The sequence below is a fragment of the Nocardia sp. NPDC052001 genome (assembly GCF_040680615.1).
Classification (GTDB): Bacteria; Actinomycetota; Actinomycetes; order Mycobacteriales; family Mycobacteriaceae; genus Nocardia.
Window position 1 is genome coordinate 310307 of sequence record NZ_JBFAXC010000003.1, and the last position, 18612, is coordinate 328918.

The 18612-nt window shown below is 65.9% G+C and carries 14 protein-coding genes; 3 read left to right on the forward strand and 11 right to left on the reverse strand.

Features of this window, described 5'->3' with window-relative positions:
* Positions 1 to 10: 10 nt before the first annotated feature.
* The 8 genes from AB0L82_RS16840 to AB0L82_RS16875 are packed head-to-tail and all read right to left on the reverse strand — an operon-like array spanning position 11 to position 8610.
* Complete coding sequence (locus tag AB0L82_RS16840; RefSeq protein WP_364636733.1) at positions 11 to 1183, reverse strand: MlaD family protein; 1173 nt, start codon at positions 1181 to 1183, stop codon at positions 11 to 13.
* Positions 1180 to 2295 carry an MlaD family protein gene (locus AB0L82_RS16845; protein ID WP_364636735.1) on the reverse strand — a complete coding sequence of 372 codons (1116 nt, stop codon included), beginning with the start codon at positions 2293 to 2295 and terminating at the stop codon, positions 1180 to 1182. The genes AB0L82_RS16840 and AB0L82_RS16845 overlap by 4 nt, the downstream gene beginning before the upstream one ends.
* Entirely contained in the window at positions 2292 to 3398 is a 1107-nt protein-coding gene (locus AB0L82_RS16850) for an MlaD family protein (RefSeq protein WP_364636737.1), read from the reverse strand. The genes AB0L82_RS16845 and AB0L82_RS16850 overlap by 4 nt, the downstream gene beginning before the upstream one ends.
* Complete coding sequence (locus AB0L82_RS16855; RefSeq protein ID WP_364637934.1) at positions 3395 to 4390, reverse strand: MCE family protein; 996 nt, start codon at positions 4388 to 4390, stop codon at positions 3395 to 3397. Before AB0L82_RS16855 ends, AB0L82_RS16850 begins: the two co-directional genes overlap by 4 nt.
* Entirely contained in the window at positions 4390 to 5433 is a 1044-nt protein-coding gene (locus tag AB0L82_RS16860; RefSeq protein WP_364636739.1) for an MlaD family protein, read from the reverse strand. Before AB0L82_RS16860 ends, AB0L82_RS16855 begins: the two co-directional genes overlap by 1 nt.
* Entirely contained in the window at positions 5430 to 6911 is a 1482-nt protein-coding gene (locus AB0L82_RS16865) for an MCE family protein (protein ID WP_364636741.1), read from the reverse strand. Before AB0L82_RS16865 ends, AB0L82_RS16860 begins: the two co-directional genes overlap by 4 nt.
* A 13-nt stretch (positions 6912 to 6924) precedes the next feature.
* Positions 6925 to 7788 carry an ABC transporter permease gene (locus AB0L82_RS16870; protein ID WP_364636743.1) on the reverse strand — a complete coding sequence of 288 codons (864 nt, stop codon included), beginning with the start codon at positions 7786 to 7788 and terminating at the stop codon, positions 6925 to 6927.
* Positions 7789 to 7791: 3 nt separating this feature from the next.
* On the reverse strand, positions 7792 to 8610 hold the full coding sequence (locus AB0L82_RS16875) for an ABC transporter permease (RefSeq protein WP_364636745.1): 819 nt from the start codon (positions 8608 to 8610) through the stop codon (positions 7792 to 7794).
* Between the two features lie 504 nt (positions 8611 to 9114).
* Here AB0L82_RS16875 and AB0L82_RS16880 point away from each other — a divergent pair.
* A complete protein-coding gene (locus AB0L82_RS16880; protein ID WP_364636747.1) occupies positions 9115 to 9780 on the forward strand; it encodes a serine protease in 666 nt (221 codons plus the stop codon).
* A gap of 93 nt (positions 9781 to 9873) precedes the next feature.
* Here AB0L82_RS16880 and AB0L82_RS16885 read toward each other — a convergent pair whose 3' ends face one another.
* Complete coding sequence (locus tag AB0L82_RS16885; RefSeq protein ID WP_364636749.1) at positions 9874 to 10506, reverse strand: hypothetical protein; 633 nt, start codon at positions 10504 to 10506, stop codon at positions 9874 to 9876.
* A 142-nt stretch (positions 10507 to 10648) separates the two neighbouring features.
* On the opposite strand from AB0L82_RS16885, the gene AB0L82_RS16890 reads away from it, so the two are divergent.
* A complete protein-coding gene (locus AB0L82_RS16890) occupies positions 10649 to 12025 on the forward strand; it encodes a cytochrome P450 (RefSeq protein ID WP_364636751.1) in 1377 nt (458 codons plus the stop codon).
* Between the two features lie 295 nt (positions 12026 to 12320).
* Positions 12321 to 13217: a L,D-transpeptidase gene (locus AB0L82_RS16895; protein ID WP_364636753.1), complete on the forward strand. Its 897-nt coding sequence runs from the start codon at positions 12321 to 12323 to the stop codon at positions 13215 to 13217.
* Between the two features lie 157 nt (positions 13218 to 13374).
* Here AB0L82_RS16895 and AB0L82_RS16900 read toward each other — a convergent pair whose 3' ends face one another.
* Both AB0L82_RS16900 and AB0L82_RS16905 read right to left on the reverse strand, forming a co-directional pair.
* Positions 13375 to 14586 (reverse strand): FAD-dependent monooxygenase, encoded by a 1212-nt coding sequence (locus AB0L82_RS16900; protein ID WP_364636755.1) that lies wholly within the window; start codon positions 14584 to 14586, stop codon positions 13375 to 13377.
* A 216-nt stretch (positions 14587 to 14802) separates the two neighbouring features.
* Positions 14803 to 18525, reverse strand: a complete 3723-nt coding sequence (locus AB0L82_RS16905; protein ID WP_364636757.1) for a BTAD domain-containing putative transcriptional regulator — start codon at positions 18523 to 18525, stop codon at positions 14803 to 14805.
* Between the last annotated feature and the right edge of the window lie 87 nt (positions 18526 to 18612).

Consider the following 18612-nt stretch of genomic DNA (forward strand, 5'->3'; position numbering starts at 1 on the left):
GTATGCCCGCTCACCGGATCGGCGGGAGAGTCCGCTCGTTCTGGTCGGCACCCGCGGGCGGGTACGCGCCATTGTTCGGCACATCCGGTCGCGGGGCGTTGCCCGAACCGCGAATCTGCTGGTCCGCCTGTCCATTGGTGCAGTAGCTGCCCCACTTGGAGAGGGTGGCGTCGGTCGCTGCTTCGGGGCGGATCTGCTTCGTCGAGTAGTCGCAGAAGGGACGCGGCCAGATATCGACGATGGTGTAGAACTCGCCGTCGTGCGCCGGCACACCCATGGCCGAGGTGCCGACCACCAGCGCCGGGAACAGCGCGCGCAGGGCGGGCTGCCGCAGTATCGCGCCCTTGGTGATGGCGGCGAAATTGGCGGCCAGGCTGGTCATCGGGTCGGCGGTCTTGTCGAGCACCGCTCCGAGGGCCTGCAATTGCGCGGGCGCCTGCTCCAGGATCTTCTGAAGTTCGGCATTGGCATCGTTGAACTGCTGGAACAACACACTCGAATTGCGGGTCAGCGTAGCCAGATCCGGCTGCGCCAACGAGGTGGTGGCATTGATCGTCTGCAGGTTCTTGATCAGATTCGTGGTCTGCGGCAGCAGGTTGTCCAGGCCGGTGGTCGCCAGGCTGATGCCGTTGATGAGCGATCGTAGCTGATCCGGTCCACCGGACAGCGCGGTGTCGAGTTCGGTGAGGATGGTGGAGAATTTGTCCGGATCGATCTGCGAGATCAGCTCACTGGAATTGTCCAGCACCGACCACACCGGGGTCGGCGTCTTGACCTTGTCCTTGTCGAACTGGACGATCGAGCCGTTGTTCAGGAACGGCGCCTTATCGGTATTGGGCCGGAAATCCAGATACTGCTCACCCGCGCCGGACAGCGCGCCCACCGAAATCACGGTATCGCTGGGGATGCGGTACTTCTTGTCGATCTCGACGGTCGCCGCGATGGCGGAGCCGTCCTTCTCCAGCTTGATATCGGTGACCTTGCCGATGCGGTAACCGCGCAGGGTGACGTCATTGCCGGACTGCAGACCGCCGGAGCGATCCAGATCGACCGTGACCCGGTAGGTTTCGCGCAGCGGATTGACCCGCATGACGCTGATCGCCAGATAGGTCGCGCCGACGAGCAGAATGAGCACCAGCGCCGAATTCGACACCAGGTTCTTGTGGTTCTTCACCCAATTCATCGGTGGCCCCCGTTGATCCGGCCGTAAATGATCTGCAGTACCTGGATCAGGCTGCCCCCGAAGTCGTTCAGGTCGCGCAGGTCCGGGAACTTGCTATTGGCCGGATCGGTGAGCAGGCCGATATCGAGCATGCTGAGCGTGGCCGCCACCGCGAGCGTATTGCCCTTGAACGATGCGTCCACCGCCGGCCGCAGCTCGTGGATGGCGTCGAGCATGGGACCGAAGTCGGGCTCGGTGCGAGCCAGCGCGGCCATCAACTGCTGCACATTGTCGAGCAGACTGGCCAGATCACCGGAGGTGGTGTTGGCGTAATCGCCCAGGGCCGCACTGGTTGTGGAGATCTTGGTGAGCAGATCGCCGAGCGCCTGATTGTTCTCCGCGACCGCGCCGATCATGGCGGGCAGCGTATTCGCCACCTGGCCGAGCTGATCGTGATTGGCCTGAATGGTGTTGGCCAGCGCGCTGAATTGGGCGAGCACACTGTCCACCCGCGAGCTGTTGTTGTTGAGACTGCCCACCACACCGGTCATTTCGGTGATCAGGTGGGCCAGCGTCTGCCCCTTGCCGCCGACGATGGAGTCCATCTCGGAGGTCAGTTTGGACAGGGCCGCGATACCGCCGCCGTTGAACAGCATGGAAATCGACAGCAGCAGTTCTTCCACGGTGGCGCCCGCCGACGTATTCGTCAGCGTGTCACCGTTTTTGAGCATCTGCACGCCCGGATCGGTCTTGGGCTTGGACACCGCGACGAAGACGTCACCCAGTGGCGTGGCCTGCCGCAGTTCCGCCGTACTGCCGGTGGGCAATTCGATATCGGTGCGGATGGCCAGATCGACATTGGCCTTGAAATCCTTGGTGCTGATCTTGGTGACGACGCCGACGTCGGAGCCGCCGATCTTCACCTTGGCCTGGTCCGGCAGATTCAGCGCGTTGTCGAAGACCGCGTGGATGGTGTATGTCTTATCGCCCGCGCCGGGCTTGGGCAGCGGCAGGCTCTCCACGGTCAGGCCGCAGCCGGAGACCGCGAGGGTGGAGGCCGCCACCGCCAGCGCGACGATGGTGTGCCGGGTTCGCCTGCCCGACCGCAACTCTCGGCGGAAACGGTTGCTCATTTCGTCATTCCCAACATTGCCGCCATCAGGCCGAGATCGGGGCCGAGGTCCTCCACCTTGCCGGTGCGGCAGCCGTCCGATTTCATCTGGATGCGTTCACAGAACAGGCTGATGATCTCGCCGGACAGCACCGTGCCGAGCACCGCGTGCAGGCGGATGAACTGGCCCTGCCGGTTCACCGAGCGGTCCAGGTTCTGCATGAGCAGCGGTGCGGTGTCGACGACCTCGATGACACCGGCGGCGTTGGCGCGCAGCTGATTGGTGACATTGGTGAGGCCGGTGAGGGTGCCGTTGAGCTGATCGGAGTACTGCGAGAACGCGCCACTGGTGTTGGCCAGGAAGGCATTGAGCTGTTCCAGCGTGGCCTGCAGGCCGGGGGCCTGGTCGGCGAGCAGCCCGGTCATCTGGGTCATGCGATTGCTGAAATCCCGGACCGACTGGTCGTTGTCGGCCAGCATGGTGGTCAGTTCGTTCAGCTTGATGATGATCGTGGAGACGGCGTCCTTGTTGTCGACACCGACCTTCAGCGCTCCCGAGAGCGAGTTGAGCACATCGCGCATCTTCTCGCCGTTCCCGTTCATCATCGGGTACAGCACGCGACCGGACAGCGGACCGAGACCGTCATTGCCGTCGGTCGGCTTGAGCGCCGCGGCGAAGGTGTCGATGGTCTTGATCATGGTGTCCAGCTCGACCGGGGTCTTGGTCTGCTGGGTGGTCAGGTGCGCGCCGTCCTTCAGCTTGTCCCCGCCGGTGTAGCGCGGGGTCAGCTCGATATGGCGGTCCGTCACGATGGACGGCGAAATCAGCGCCGCCTGCACGTTTTTCGGGATGTCCACGCCGGCGTCCACCGTCATGTGCACCTCGACGTACTGACCCTTGGGCACGATCTTGTCGACCTTGCCGACATCGAGCCCGAGCACGGTGATCGGGTTGCCCTCGAACATGCCCGCGATATTGAGGAAGTCGGCGGTGAAGTGCTGGGTCTGACCGACCGCGTCCTTCACCCCGAGCGGCACGATGGAGCAGCTGCCGACCGCGAGCGCGGCGGTGCCGATCATGGCGGCCTTGGCGATGCGCCCGACCTCGAGCTTGACCGATTTCATCCCTGGCACCCCTGAATGACTTGAGCGAAGCACAACCAGTTGTCCGGGAACAGCCACGGCAGACCGACATTGCCGTAGTTGCCGTCACCGAACGCGTTGTTGAACGTGCGCACGCCGACCGGCATGGCGGACAGCAGGCGATCCAGGTTGTCCTTGTTCTTCTGCAGACCCTCGGCCATGGTGTTGAGCTGGATCAGGGTCGGGCCGAACTGGTTGTCGTTCTGCGCGCCGATCTGCTGCAACTGACTGCTGAGCGTGGCGACATTGTCCAGCAGGGTGCGCAGCAGGGTCTGCCGTTCCATCACCCGGTTGGCGATGGCCTCGCCCTGGGTGATGACCAGCAGCACGCTGTTGCGGTTGTCGCCGAGGATCTTGGTGACCCGGTCCAGATCCTTGAGCAGCTGGTCGACCTCGCCCTTGCGGTCGTTCATGGTCTTGGCCAGCGCGCCGACCGAATCCAGCGCCTGCACCGTGAGCTGCGGGGAGTCACCCATCTGCTGATTGATCAGATTGAGCGAATCGGCGAGCTTCTTGGTGTCGAGTTCCTCGAACTTCGGCGTGCCCTCCTGCACCACATCGGCCAGGTTGTAGGGAACGGACGTGTTGGACTTGGGAATTCGATTGTTCTTCAGGCCGGAGCCGTCACCGGGCACCAGATCGACATAGCGCGCGCCGAGCAGGGTCGCCATCTTGATCGACGCCTTGGCATCGGGTCCGAACTTGACGTCGTTGCTCACCGAGAGCGAGACCATCACATGGTCGCCCTCGAGTTCGGCGCCGGTGACCGTGCCGACCGAGACACCCGAGACCGCGACCTTGTCACCGGTCTTGATGCCCGCGGTCTGCACGAATTCGGCCTTGATGGTCTTCTCGCCGATACCGATCTGGCGGTACAGCGTCGAACCGGCCAGCAGGCCGACGATGAGCAGCACGCCGAACAGGCCGAGCCACAGATTGCGATTGGCGTTGAAGCGGGACTTGAGTTTCACCATCATGGCCGGCACACCGCCGAGTGGGAGTTGCCGCCGATCTGGTTGAACAGACCGCGCGGGAAGAGGATTCCGTACAGCGAGACATCCAGGCTGCACACGTACGCGTTGGCGTAGGTGCCGTTCTGGGTGAACTTGCCGATATCGGTGAGGATGTTGGGGAAGTCCACCGCGCCCTTGTCGAGCTTGTCGCCATTGGCGAGCAGCAGCGCGAGCGCGTCATGCGTGGAGTTCTGTGCCAGCACGAGTTTCGGCTGGATCTGACCGATCATGGTCACCAGCGCGGAGGTCGCGTCGGCGATCTGCACGGTGGAGGTCTGCAGCGACTGGCCCTGCGCGTACAGTCCGCCGATCAGCGAACGGGTCTGCGTCACCAGGGTTTCCAGTTCGTCACCGCGCTTGGCCAGACCGGACATGACACCGGAGAGATTGGTGATCACATCCGAGAGGATGGCGTCGCGGCGCTGGAAGTCGGTGGCCAGGGTGGCGGCCTGGGTGATGAAGGCGCTCAACGAGACCCCGTCACCCTGCAGTGCCTGGATGAAGGTGTTGGACAGGTTGTTCACCTGATCCGGTTGCAGCACCTGGAACAGCGGCTGGAAACCGTTGAGCAGACCGGACACGTCGAAGGACGGTTCGGTGCGCTCGACCGGAATGGCCCCGTTGTTCTTCAGGACCGTGTGCGTGCCGGAGACCGGCTTGCCCTTGACCGGCTCCGCCAGCGCGATATAGCGCTGGCCGATCAGGTTCTGGTAGCGGACCAGCGCCTTGGTATCGCCGTACAGCGTTTGATCGCGCTGCACGATGAAGGTCACCTCGGCGGCGTTCTTCTTGTCCAGCTTGATCTCTTCGACCTTGCCGACGCGCACGCCCGCCATCCGGACGTCATCGCCCTTGCGCAGGCCGAGCACATCGGTGAAGGTCGCGGTGTATCGGTTGGTGGACCCGTCCACGGTGCGCGCCAGGGTATTCCAGATGACCGCGGTCACCAGGACGGACACGATCGCGAAGATGCCGAAACCGATCAGCGGTTTGCGAATGCTCATCGACCGGGCTCGCTTTCGGTCACTTGCAAGGTTCCATCCCTCAGAATCGGGCTCAGCAGCAGGTATTCGGCCGCTGACGGGCGACGGCCCAGCAGCGCGGTAATAGCGGAGTCACCGGGGTAGGAGATTGTCCCGCCCTTGGGCAGCGTCTGCTGTGACGCCGGTGCGGCGGCGGGCGCCGCGGCCGGCTGATTGCCCGGCGCCGCGGGGGCGGCGTTCGGGAAGAGGCCCTGCAGCGGGGTGCCCGCGAAGGGGTTGGCGGGTGCGGTGTCACCGGCGGCGGGGGTCGGCTCGACCATCGTCAGGCCCGGGATCAGCGGGAAGCCCGCGGGCGGCGGCAGTTTCGGCAGCCCGGCGGCGACGTCGAGGGACTTGGGCCGCAACGATTCCGGCAGCGTGCCGGGATCGGAGATGAGTGGCGCGCTGGCGCAGCTCGGGGCGGCCAGTTCGCCGTAGCGCGGGCAGTCGTCACGGGTGTACGGCTTATAGGGCGTGAAGGTGAGCCCCATATTCCAGATCATCTGCTTCTGCGGGCCCCAGTGGAATGTGGACCCGAGCTTGCGCACCGAGTTGTTCAGGTTCGCGATGGCCTGCGGGATGGCGTTCGGATCATCGGACAGGGCGCCGAACAGTGCGCTGGTGCCGGTCGTGACGTCCTTGCCCACGTTGGGGTTTCGCGCGAACAGGGCGTTGACCTTGTCCACGGTGACCGCGGTGCCGGAGATCAGCGAGGTGAGTTCGGCGCGGCGATCGGCGATGGTCTGCGCGGTCTTCACCGATTCGCTGAGCACGCCCATCAATTCCGGTGCGGACTGGTTGAGCGCGCGGAAGGAATTGGAGAAGTCGCTCAGCATGACGCCGAGATCCGGAATCGAATCGTCGACCGACTGCAGCCAGCGGTCCACCCGCTCGATGGAGGAGCCGGGCATGCGACCGGAACCGTCGAGGGCGTAGGACAGCGTGCCGAGCACCCGGCCGAACTGAATCGGATCGATCTTGCCGAGGATATTGCGGACCGTGGTGAGCGTGTCCTGCAGTGCGATGGTGCCTTTGGAGCGGTCCTCGGAGATCTGCGAACCCTCTTTGAGGTGCGTGGCGTCCGCGCCGTTGTAGACCAGCTCCACCGAGGTGACGGCGAACAGGTTGGAGGGCACCACGCGCGCGGTCACATTCGCGGGAATGCCGCCGGTGTACTCCGGCTTCATCTCGATGTGGACCTGCTGCAGTTCACCTTTGGCGGCGACCGAGACATTCTTGACCGCGCCGACCAGCACGCCGCGGAACTTCACGTCCGCGTTATCGGGCAGGCCGTCACCGGTGGTGGTGAGGTTCGCGGTGACATTGACCTTGTCGACGAACGCGCCCTTGTAGCGCGCCATCAGGAAACCCAGGATGAGTGCGAAGACGACGAGTCCGGCGACACCCGCGATGAGCAGTTGCCGCATGGTCGGGCCGCGGCCGCTGGGATCGAGAATCATGCTGTGCGCCCCCTTATCCCGAGATCCGAATGCCGGGGTTGACGCCCCAGATGGCCAACGTGATGAACAGGTCCGCGAACACCACCGCGATGATGCTCAGCTTGATCGCGCGACCCGCCGCGACACCAACGCCCTCGGGACCGCCGGAGGCGAAAAACCCGTAGTAGCACTGGATGAACGTGGTGATCGCGACGAAGATGATCGCCTTCAGCAGTGAGTACAGCACATCGTGCGGCACCAGGAACTGATAGAAGTAGTGCTGGAATGTCCCGGACGCGGTGCCGCCGATCAACTGCACGGTCAGCGAGCAGGAGATGTACGCGAACGGCAGCGCCAGGCAGTACAGCGGCACGATGGCGATCATGGCCGCGATCATGCGGGTGCTCACCAGGTACGGAAGCGGCCGGATGGCAACCGATTCCAGCGCGTCGATCTCCTCGGAGATGCGCATGGCGCCCAGCTGCGCGGTGAACCTGCAGCCCGCCTGCGCCGCGAAGGCGAGGGTGGCGAGCATCGGGCCGAGCTCACGGGTGGTGGCGAACGCGGAGATGGCACCGGTCAGCGGGCTCAGGCCGAGCAGGTTCAGCGAGGTGTAGCCCTGGATGGCGACCGTCATACCGCCGAACGCGGACAGGATGAGCACGACGCCGATGGTGCCGCCGCCGACGATGAGATTGCCGTTGCCCCAGGTGACATCGGACAGCAGCCGCCACACCTCTTTGGGGTAGTGCCGGAACGCCATCGGCATCGAGCCGAGCGAGCGCAGGAAGAAGAAGACCTGGTGGCCGATGCGCGCGACGAAGTCACGCGGCGAGGAGGCCACACCCTTGATCCGTTGGAACGGCCGCAGCAGCGGCGGAACATACGTTGCTGACACGACTCAGACCATCTGTGGGGGGAACAGGGAGTTGTAGACCTGCGTGAGAATCAGATTCACGCCGAAGAGCATCACCGCGGACATGACGACCGCGGTGTTCACCGAGTTGGCCACACCGCCCGGACCGCCGCGGGTGTTCAGTCCGGCATCGCAGGCGATGATCGCCGCGAGCACGCCGAAGATCAATGACTTGAGCAGCGCCACAAACAAATCCGTCGTGATCGCGAAGGAGGCGAAGGTGCCGACGTAGGAGCCGGGGGTGCCGCCCTGCGCGAAGATATTGAAGACGTAGCCGGTCAGGAAGCCGACGAAAACCACGAAGCCGCAGAGCAGTACCGAGACCAGCATGGCCGCGCCGAGTCGCGGGGCGACCAGGCGGCGCATCGGATCGACGCCCATCACCTTCATGGCGTCGATCTCCTCGCGAATGGTGCGCGAGCCGAGATCGGCGGTGATGGCGGAGCCGACCGCGCCGGCGATCATCAGCGAGGTGACCAGTGGCGCGCCCTGCTGAATGATGCCCAGGCCATTGGCCGCGCCGATGAACGAGGTCGCGCCGACCTGTCCGGCGACCGAGCCGACCTGAATGGAGACGATGACGCCGATCGGAATGGCGACCAGCAGGGTGGGCGCGGCGGCGACATTCGCCATGAACGCGCACTGCCGGACGAACTCGGCGAAGGGGAAACGCTTCCGGAAGATCGCGATGAACAACTCGGCGATTGCGGAGACGCCCATGGCCATCATTCGGCCGCCGGTTTCCAGCGACTTCTGTGGATGGTCCTGCCAGTAGCCTCTGGCCCAGTCCACGGCTGCGTTCATCCGCGACTCCGTGGGGCTCCCCTGCCCACCCGGGCTCTTGGTCAACTGCACTGACTACCCCTCTCGACGCCGGGTTACCCGCCTCCGGCACCTGTTTGCTTGACGCACCTTACTACGGAGTTAGGAAAAACACACCACGCGTTGTGGTTTCAGTCATAGAGGCAGATCACTTTGCATGAACTGTTGTGAACTGGCAGATCACGGTTGGTTTTTGTCACAAAGAACCAGGCAAACAACTAGAACTTGTTCTAATTTCGCAAGCGTTTGCGAACGATTTCCAGAGATGTGAAGCTTCGCCGGGTAAGAATTAATGGGAGAGAATTTATCGGAAATCGAAGCGAGTTATGCATTAATTCCATAACTCGTATCCAACTCGGTATCGCTCGCGAAGACGAGCAGGACACGGCTCCGCAACATGTGGCAGTACAAGCAGCAACCCGGAACGAATACTGACAGGATGAGTTCCGCAGCTTGACTCGAGCGGCTTCCGACGTCTGGAGGGACATGTTCAGGAAACTCGCCGGTGTGGCCGGCGTCTTCGCAATCGCCCTGGGGACCGCGCTGCTGGGCACCGGGGCCGCGAACGCCGACCCCGCTCCGGCAGTCATCGGTGGTGGCTCCGGCATCATCATCGATGACATGTTCGAGTGCACCGTCACCACCATCGGGCATGACGGCACCGGTCGGCTGGTCGGGCTCACCGCGGGGCACTGCGGTGACGCGGGCGCGAAGGTATGGGCCGAAAAGGACCGCGGCGCAGGACAGATCGGCCGGTTCGTCTATTCGAACCATGATCTGGACTACGCGGTCATCGAATTCTTCGGGGACCGGGTCATCCCGGTGAACCGGATCGGCAATGTCACCATCACCGGACTCGGCGGGCCGCCGAGCTTCCCGATGATCGTCTGCAAGGAAGGCCGCACCACCGGCAATACCTGCGGACTCTCCTGGGGTGACGTCTTCGCCAGCAATGTGGAGACCTGGAGCCAGATGTGCGTGGTGGAGGGCGATTCCGGCGCTCCGGTCGTCGTCGGCACCACCCTGGTGGGCATGGTGAACGCGTACCTGGCCCTGGCCTGCTTCGGCCCGGAGGTCGGTACCAATATGTCCGCGATCATGGCGGATCTGAACGGGCACGGCGGCATCGGCTCCGGGTACTACCCGATCTAGCCGGGCGAGACGAACCGCGCTGTGGCGCGAAACAGACTGAGCGGGGCGGTGATCCGATGGATCACCGCCCCGCTCCTTATATCTATGGGGCTGCTACAGCGTGTTGACGCAGATGACGATTTTGCGCTCGTCGTAGACGTAACCGGAGTCGCCGTCGGCGCATTCGTCGACGCTGGTGCTGTTCTTCATGATCGCGAGCACCTTCACGCCGTTGGCCGCGCCGCGGGTGGAGCAGTCGATGCGCTTGGGATCGGCATTGCTGCCCTTGGCGCCCAGATCCAGGCAGTCGTTCACGACCCAGTCGATATCCAGGCAGAGCGCGCCGGTCTCGACACCGACCACGGTCTCGTAATATGCCTGATCGATATCGCTCGGGCACTGGGCGTTGGTGCGCGCCTTGGCCACCACCTTGTAATTGGAGTCCTTGCTCCCGCAGGTCGCCTTGTGGATACTGGCGTTCTCGGTGGTGCCGCCGAGTTTCACGCAATCGCCGATGCTGGCCTGGAAATCGGTGTCGCCGCCCTTGTCGGCGTTGGTGGTGGTCGGGCGGTTGCCCTGCGTCGGCTTACCGGACGGCTTGGGTGTGGAGGTGGTGACGACCGAGTCCAGTCCGGGCGGGGCGGCCACCGGTGTGCCCGAGATGGTGGAGCCGCACCCCGCGAGCAGCAGGGCTGCGGCGGCGACGGCCGGGGCGGCAATCCGGGCGGAGATCTGCTGACGCAACACGAAAATGTCCTAAATTCGAGTAATACCAGGCGCGAAGTTCAATGCCCATGCATACACGACAAATACGACAAACGTCGAGCCATATGGCCACCCACCAGCCGATCCTCGAACCGGAGCGGGTACCGGCAACGTATAGGGGAGCATGAGTAGCACCGATCGATCCGCCACCGGGACGCTGCTGCGCGAACCCCGGCCGGTGCCGCTGCACGCACTGGCCGCCGCGATCGATCTGGAGCGCTACTTCGACTGGCGGCGCGGGCGGGACGGCGATCCGTTCCTGATGCGGTTCCCGGCCTTCGGATCCGCGGTGTTCACCGGCACCGCGGCGGGGGCGCGCGAGATGTTCCGCGCGCCGGTGGAATTGCTGGAACCGCCGCTGCCCAATCCGATCGAACCCATGGTCGGCCCCGCCTCCCTGATCCTGGCGCGCGGGGAACGACATAGGAAGGAACGGTCGGTTTTGGCGCCGGCCTTCCATCGACAGCGAATCAGCGCCTACGGCACCGTTATTCGTGAGACCGCGCGGGACGAACTGGCCGGTGCGCGCACCGGGCGGGCCTGGCGGCCGGGCACGCGGATCGATGCGCGGGAAGCCGCGCGCGCCATGACATTGCGGGTCATCCTGGCGGCGGTGTTCGGGATCGAGGATCCGCGGCTGCTGGCCGAATACACCTCGGCCACAACCGAATTCCTTTCCTCGTTCGGCGGGCCGCTGTTCCTGGTTCCGGCCCTGCGTCGCAATATGTTCGGATTGTCCGGCTGGGAAAGGTTTCTCGCGGCTCGGGATCGGCTGGACACGCTCATCGATACCGAAATCGACCGGCGGCGTATGGATCCGGGCGCGAACAGCGGCGCGGATATGCTCGGAATGCTGCTGGAGACCAGATATACGGACGGCAGCGGGCTCGGTGATATCGAACTGCGCGAACAATTGCGCACGCTCATCGTGGCCGGACACGAGACCACCGCGACGGTACTGGTGTGGGCGCTGTACCGATTACACCGCGAACCGGCTGCGCTGGAGCGGTTGCGCGCCGAACTCGCCTCCGCCGGAACCGATATCGATCCGGTCGAACTGGCCGAACTGCCCTATCTGGACGCGGTCTGCCAGGAGACGCTGCGCCTGCACCCGCCGGTGCCGATCGTATTGCGCAGGCTCACCGGTGATTTCGAACTGCGCGGCGCACCGCTGGTGGCGGGGGACACCATGGGGCTCTCCGTACAATTACTGCACAGTGATCCACAGGTGTGGAGTGAACCACAGCGGTTCCGGCCCGAACGCTTCCTCGAACGCCGGTACAGCCCATTCGAATTCGCACCGTTCGGCGGTGGGCACCGGCGCTGCGTGGGGGCCGCGCTCGCCGATTACGAACTGCGGATAGTGCTGGCGACGCTGCTCGGGTCGGTGCGATTACGGCTGTCGCCGCGGTTCGCGCGCGGGCGCGCGCCGTGGACGGTGCCGCACAATATCGCGACCGGTCCGCGTGCGGCCATTACCTTCGATGTGCTCGAACCCTGATGCGACGTCAGTGATTTCGATCACAACCAGGTTTGGGCATATCGACTCGGCCGTCGTGACCGGACAACCGGTCCGATTAGGGAATCGCCGACGCGAACGGCGATAACACACCGGCGATTCGGCCCTTACCGGTTGTGTGCCCCGGAACACACCAAAAGGTCTGTACGCATAACCGGCGCAAGTCGATTGGCACACGCAGAATCGCAAGGTAGGAATGAACCCGGGGTTGGGACCTACGCGGGTAGAGCTGTGCCCGCGATCTGCGTATGAACAAGGATCGGAAGGACACCTAGCTGTGCGCAACACCCGGTATGGACTGATTTCCCTCGCCGCCATCGCGGCGACCGGAGCCCTGGTGGCCGCGCCCGCCTCAGCCGCCCCACTATGGCCGGGCGGCCCGGAAGTCCCGGGTGTGCCCTCCGCCGTCATGCCGCAGCCCGTACCCGGCGATCTGCCCACCGCGCCCGGCGCGAGCTCGCCGCTGCCGCCCGCGAACTTCACCGCACCGAACATCACCCCCGGTGACGGCGACAACGTCGGCGTGGCGCAGCCCATCATCATCAACTTCAAGGAGCCGGTGAGCGATCACGCCGCCGCCGAGAAGTCCATTCGCATCACCTCCACCAACAAGGTGGACGGGCACTTCTACTGGCGCGGCGACAGCCAGGTGCGCTGGCGGCCCGAGGAGTTCTGGCCGTCCGGCTCCAAGGTGACCGTCGAAGGCGGCGGCACCAAGACCGCCTTCGAGATCGGCGACGAATTCATCGCCACCGCCGATGACACCACCCACGAGATCGTGGTCACCCGCAACGGTGAAGTGGTGCGCACCATGCCCACCTCCATGGGCAAGACCGGGCACGAGACCCCGAACGGCACCTACATCGTCAGCGAGCGCAATCGCAAGATGATCATGGACTCGTCCACCTACGGTGTGCCCACCACCGCGCCCGAGGGCTACAAGCTCGAGGTCGAGTACGCCACCCGCATGTCCAACAGCGGCATCTTCGTGCACGCCGCGCCGTGGAGCGTTGCGCAGCAGGGCTATTCGAACACCTCGCACGGCTGCCTGAACGTGTCCACCGAGGATGCCAAGTGGTTCATGGACAATGTGAAGAAGGGTGACCCGGTGGTCGTCAAGAACACCAAGGGCGGCACCCTGAGCACCAGCGACGGCTGGGGCGACTGGAACTGACGTTCCGCCTATCGCACAACACTTTTCGCCGGCCCCGCCTCTGCTGAGGCGGGGCCGGCGTATTTGGAGGGGGATTCGGGAGCGCCGCCAGGGAAAGGGGCGACGCAGGTCTGCGGACTGTGAGACAGAACGCGCTGACGCAGTGGCCCGAGGGCTCTCAATACTGTTCGAGGCGGATCGCGTTGGCGGCGTGCTCGAGTGGCTTCGTGATCGAGCGCAGGGCCATGCCCTTCCACGGGAGGTGGCGCAGGGCCCGCATGGCGGTGGTTTGAATCCACACGGCGAATTTGTCGGCGGCGACCATGCGGGTGGCGTTGTCCCAGCCGATCGTCAGGTTCAGGTCGATGTATTCGCGCATGCGGTCCTGGTAGCGCGCGAAGGCGATGCGGTGCTCGCCGCGCGCCGCTTTCAGTTCGCCCGCAAGGACATACGCGCCGACCAGCGCCATGCTGGTACCCTGCCCGGACAGCGGGGAAGGGCAGTACGCGGCGTCACCGACCACAGCGACGCGGCCGCTCGACCAGCGCTCCAGGTGGATCTGGCTGACCGAATCGAAATAGAAGTCCGGTGAATCGGCCAGGTGGCGCAACAGGTTCGGGGTTTCCCAGCCCGCGTCCGCGAACGATTCCGCCACCAGTCGCTGCTGCGCGGCGATATCGCGGCGATCGGGCAGGCCGTCCGGAGCGCCGAAGATGAACTGCGCCTTGGCCGAATGCCGCTGCGTGCTGTACACCTGCACGACGCGGCCCGGCATCGGATGCATGATCTCCCAGTGATCCAGGCCCAGATAGTTGGGCACCGAGATGACGCATGCGGCCATACCGGTGTGCCGGGCGAACTGCTCCTCGGGGCCGAATGTGCTGCGGCGCACCGTGGAATGCGCGCCGTCCGCGCCGATCACCAGATCGAAGACCTCCGGGGGCGCGTTCCGGAAGCGCACCGAGACGCCGTTCGAGCCCTGGGACATATCCGCGATGGAATCGCCGAAAAGGTACCGGACGTCATTCTTGGTGGCATCGAACAGGATTCGGGCCAGATCGCCCCGCAGCACCTCATCGTCACCCGGCGCGCGCAGTCCGATGAGATCCGGCCCGAGCGTGGCCAGCGGCTTCCCTGAACCATCCACCCACTCGCCCCCGCGCATGGCGGTCGAGGCGCGCTTCAACTCGGGCAGCAGTCCCATTCGCTCCACCACCCGCATGGCGGCCCCGCGAATATCGACCTTGTATCCACCCTCCCGCAGCGCGGGCGCTTCCTCCACCACCGTCACGGTGAACCCGTGCCGATGCAGCCAGTAGGCCAGCGCCGGACCCGCCACGCTCGCACCACAGATAAGAACGGTCTTGCTGCTGAACTGCCGCTTCGTCATGCCCGAAGCATCATCCGCACCCCTCACCGCGAACTCACCGTCGGCTCACCGCACCGCACCGCCCACGCCGATCACCCTGCCGCAGAACGGGATACACCATCCCCGCAGGCCCTTTATCAGCGAAATCGCCTTGTCCCGCCAATTGGGCACCACCTCCGCCGCACCGCGACTCCACGGCTCTCGCGACAGGGGCCACCTCGAGCACGGGGCCTACCGCTAAGCGGTCGGATCGACCTGCACCAGCGCAATCGCCCGGTCCGCAGGGAGTGTGACCCCACGCCGGAAGGCTGCTTCGAACCTCTGGTCGCCCAATGCCTTCCGGCATTGTGCGGCGAGGTGCGTCACGTCGGAATCGCCGGTTCGTGTCAGGCCCCGCATACCCTCGGCCGCCCCGAGTAGCGTCGCCGCCTCCGCCAAGCCGCCGGTCGCGAAACAGGCGGTGGCCATCTCTTCAACCGCGCTCGCCGCCACGGGTGACAGGCCGTTGCCGAGTGCCAGATCGAAGGCCGCGCGGTAGTGCGAAAACGCCTGTGCCGCTGCCTGCTCGGCGATACTCAGCCGGCCCAGGCCGATCAGGGTGCGGGCGCGAGATTCGGCGGCACCGATGGAGCCGTCGGCTGGAAGGAACAGCGCCGCTTCATAGTGGGCACGCGCGGCCGCTCGATCGGTGTCGAGGGCGAGGTCACCGAGGCCGCGTAAAGCATTGGCGCGCATATCGGATGCGCCCATCGTGCGGGCCAACTCGACCGCACGTTCGTAATCGGCGCGGGCCCGATCGCGTTCGTCCGCATCGCCACCCGCGCGAATATCGCCGCGACGGGTGAGCAGATCGGCGATATCCGCGGCCATGCCCAGCTCCGTGCCCATCGCGATGGCCTCGTCGATCAATGTCAGCGCGGTCCCGTGGTCACCGCGCAGTTCGGCGACGGCGGTCAGTTTGTCCAGGGTGGCGGCAATCGCCCAGCGGTCGCCGATGCTGCGGAAACCGGCCAGGGCCGCGAGGAATTCGGGCTCGGACTCGGCGACCCGCCCGGACATGAACAGCCCGAGGCCGTCACCCAGCCGCACAAACGCCTGTGACCAGGGATCCGACCCGAACAGTTGGCGCATCCGGTCCGGATCGCCCGGTATCCGCCCACCGGCGAACGCCAGCAGCAGCACGAGATACGGCCTCCGCAGCGGAGTTTCGAGTCTCGCGACCGCGGCGGCCGCCCGCGCGATGACGGTCGTGTATTCGGCCGCTACCGCATGACCGGCCGCATCGAAGGCCTTGGCACCCCGGGCGGCCACGGTGACACACAGAGCGAACTCCTCCGCGTCCCCACTCGAATCCTGCTTCGCGCGTGCGAATTCCCCGCCGGCTTTGCCGGAATCGAGCTCGGATCGTCGCCCGGACCCTGTTCGCGCACCTTCGAAATCGCTGGGGGCGCACACCGAAGTCGTCTCGGTACGGCCGAATCCCGGGTGCGGATCGGCGGAATCTCCCAGGCCCCGAGCGAGATACAGATCGGCGGGTCGGGAACCCGGGATCACTGGATCGGAAAGAACCTCGGCACCCGGGGTGTCTGCGGCTGTGCGGACGGGTCCTGCCGCGATGTCGGAACACAGGCCCGTGAGGAGGCGTCGGACCAGTTCGGGGGCGTCGCCGGGGCGTCCGGTCAGCCACCAGTACCAGGCTTGGGCCGCTATAAGGCGTTGTGCCAGTGCGGGATCGGCGCGGGCTGACCAGTGCAGGGCGGCTTGGAGGTTGTCGTGGTCTGCGGTGAGGCGGGCCAGGTGGGTGAGCTGGTCGGGGCCGCGCAGGGCCGGTTCCGAATGTTCGGCCAGGCGGAGATAGAACTCCGCGTGCGCGCGAAGGAGGCGGTCGTGGTCGCCGGAATCGCGCAGTTCGCGCAGGCCGAATTCGCGGATCGTCTCGAGCATGCGGTAGCGGCCGGACATCGCCACCACCAGGGATTTGTCGACCAGGCCGGACAGTAGTTCGTCAACGTCGCCCGGGAATTCGCGGTCGTCGAGCCATGTTTCGACACCAGCGCCCTGGTCTTCAGCAGCGGCGTTCCGGCCTTCGGCACCGGCGTTCCGGCCTTCGGCACCGGCGTTCCGGCCTTCGGCACCGGCGTTCCGGCCTTCGGCACCGGCGTTCCGGCCTTCGGCACCGGCGTTCTGGCGTTCGGCGCTGGTGTCGTTTTCGGCGCTGCCGCTATGGGTTTCGCTGCCGATGCTCGGGTCGCAGATGTGCTGGGCCGCGGCGAGGGTGGCTCCGTTGGCGAAGACGGTGAAGCGTTGGGCGAGTTGGCGTTCGGCGGGGGTGAGCAGGTCCCAGCTCCAGGCGACAACGGCGTGCAGGGTGGCGTGGCGGGGTTCGGCGGTGCGGGCGCCGCGGGACAGGAGGCGGAAGCGGTCGGTGAGGCGGGCGTCGATATCGTCGATATCGAGGGTGCGCAGGCGGGCGGCGGCCAGTTCGATGGCGAGGGGGAGACCGTCCAGGCGGGCGCAGATGCGGCGTACCGCGCCGATGGTGCCGGCGTCCACGGTGAATCCGGGTTTCGCGGCGGCGGCGCGGTCGGCGAAGAGGCGGATGGCGGGGCTGTTCACCTGCTCGGCGAGCACGGCTTCCGGTGCGGCGATGGGCAATTGGCCCAGGGGGAAGACGGATTCGCCGGTGATGGCGAGGGGTTCGCGGCTGGTGACCAGCACGCGCAGGCCGGGGCACGCGCGCAGCAGGCGGTGGGTGAGGCGTGCGGTGTCCAGGACCAAATGCTCGGTGTTGTCGAGGATGAGCAGCAGCGGGCGGTCGGCGAGTATGGACAGCAGCTGGGTTTCGGGATCGCGGCCACCGCTCGAGTCACGCCCGCCGAGGGCGGCCACGACGGCGGGAGCGACCTGGGCTCCATCGGCGAGGGCGGCCAGTTCCACGACGCACACCTCACCCTGGACGCGCGCGCCGACCTCCAGCGACAGCCGGGTCTTTCCGGTGCCGCCCGGTCCGGCGATCGTCACCAGGCGTGAGTGGGCGAGCAGTGAAATCAGCCGCGCCAGTTCGGGTTCGCGGCCGATGAAGCTGGTGAACTGGGCGGGGAGCCGCCGCAGTGCGGGAGCGGGGGCGGCGTCGGCGCGCAGGATCGCCAGGTGCGCCTCGGTCAATTCCGTGCCCGGATCAGCGCCGAGCTCGTCGGAGAGCAGGCGTCGTCCCTGTTCGAACGATTCCAGTGCGTCGGCCTGACGGCCCGCCGCGTAGAGCCCGCGCATGAGCAGGGCACGCAGGCGTTCGCGCAGTGGATGCGCGGCCACCAGTTCCGGCAGCGTGGCTACCACCGAATGGTGATCCCCCAGTGCCAGTGCGGCTTCGGCGCGATCGGCCAGCACGGTGAGGCGGGCCTCATCCAGGCGCGCCACCTGCACTTCGGCGAAGGGCGCGTCGAGGACATCGGCGAGCGCGGGTCCGCGCCAGCAGGCCAGCGCCTGATCCAGCAGCGTCGCCGCGGCGGCCGGATCCCTGTCGCGCAACGCGTTTCGCCCCTGTTCGGCGAGCCGCGCGAAACGGTGCGCGTCCACCGCCTGCGATTCCACTGCCAATCGATAACCCGCGGGCGAGGATTCGACGAACTCGCCCGTGGCGGACCCCAGACTCGTACCGACCGGCCCACCGGCGGCCGCGCCGGTCGCGGCGGACCCGGCCTTGGCGGACCCGGCCGTGGCGGGTCCGGCCGTGGCGCGCAGGGCGCGGCGCAGGCGGGAGACCTGGGATTGCAGGGCGTGGGCGGCATCGCCGGGCGGGTCCTCGCCGTACAGTCCGTCGATCAAACGCTCGCGGCTGACGAGTTTGCCCGCGTCCAGCGCCAAGAGCGCCAGCAGTGCCCGCACCTGCGGTCCGCCGACCGCTATCGGATCACCGTCGGTCCGCCGTACCTCGATCGAACCGAGTATTCCGAACTGCACGCCCGTCAGTATGCCCGCGGGCTCGTCGCGGTCGTATCGGACGATCGACCCCGATAGCCGCGCGTCCGGACGCATGCGGCCGGGGTG

Coding starts and splice junctions, on each gene's coding strand:
- AB0L82_RS16865 (WP_364636741.1), bottom strand. CDS start 6,911: ATGATTCTCGATCCCAGCGGCCGCGGCCCGACCATGCGGCAACTGCTC.
- AB0L82_RS16840 (WP_364636733.1), bottom strand. CDS start 1,183: ATGAATTGGGTGAAGAACCACAAGAACCTGGTGTCGAATTCGGCGCTG.
- AB0L82_RS16860 (WP_364636739.1), bottom strand. CDS start 5,433: ATGAGCATTCGCAAACCGCTGATCGGTTTCGGCATCTTCGCGATCGTG.
- AB0L82_RS16880 (WP_364636747.1), top strand. CDS start 9,115: ATGTTCAGGAAACTCGCCGGTGTGGCCGGCGTCTTCGCAATCGCCCTG.
- AB0L82_RS16855 (WP_364637934.1), bottom strand. CDS start 4,390: ATGGTGAAACTCAAGTCCCGCTTCAACGCCAATCGCAATCTGTGGCTC.
- AB0L82_RS16890 (WP_364636751.1), top strand. CDS start 10,649: ATGAGTAGCACCGATCGATCCGCCACCGGGACGCTGCTGCGCGAACCC.
- AB0L82_RS16900 (WP_364636755.1), bottom strand. CDS start 14,586: ATGACGAAGCGGCAGTTCAGCAGCAAGACCGTTCTTATCTGTGGTGCG.
- AB0L82_RS16845 (WP_364636735.1), bottom strand. CDS start 2,295: ATGAGCAACCGTTTCCGCCGAGAGTTGCGGTCGGGCAGGCGAACCCGG.
- AB0L82_RS16850 (WP_364636737.1), bottom strand. CDS start 3,398: ATGAAATCGGTCAAGCTCGAGGTCGGGCGCATCGCCAAGGCCGCCATG.
- AB0L82_RS16875 (WP_364636745.1), bottom strand. CDS start 8,610: ATGAACGCAGCCGTGGACTGGGCCAGAGGCTACTGGCAGGACCATCCA.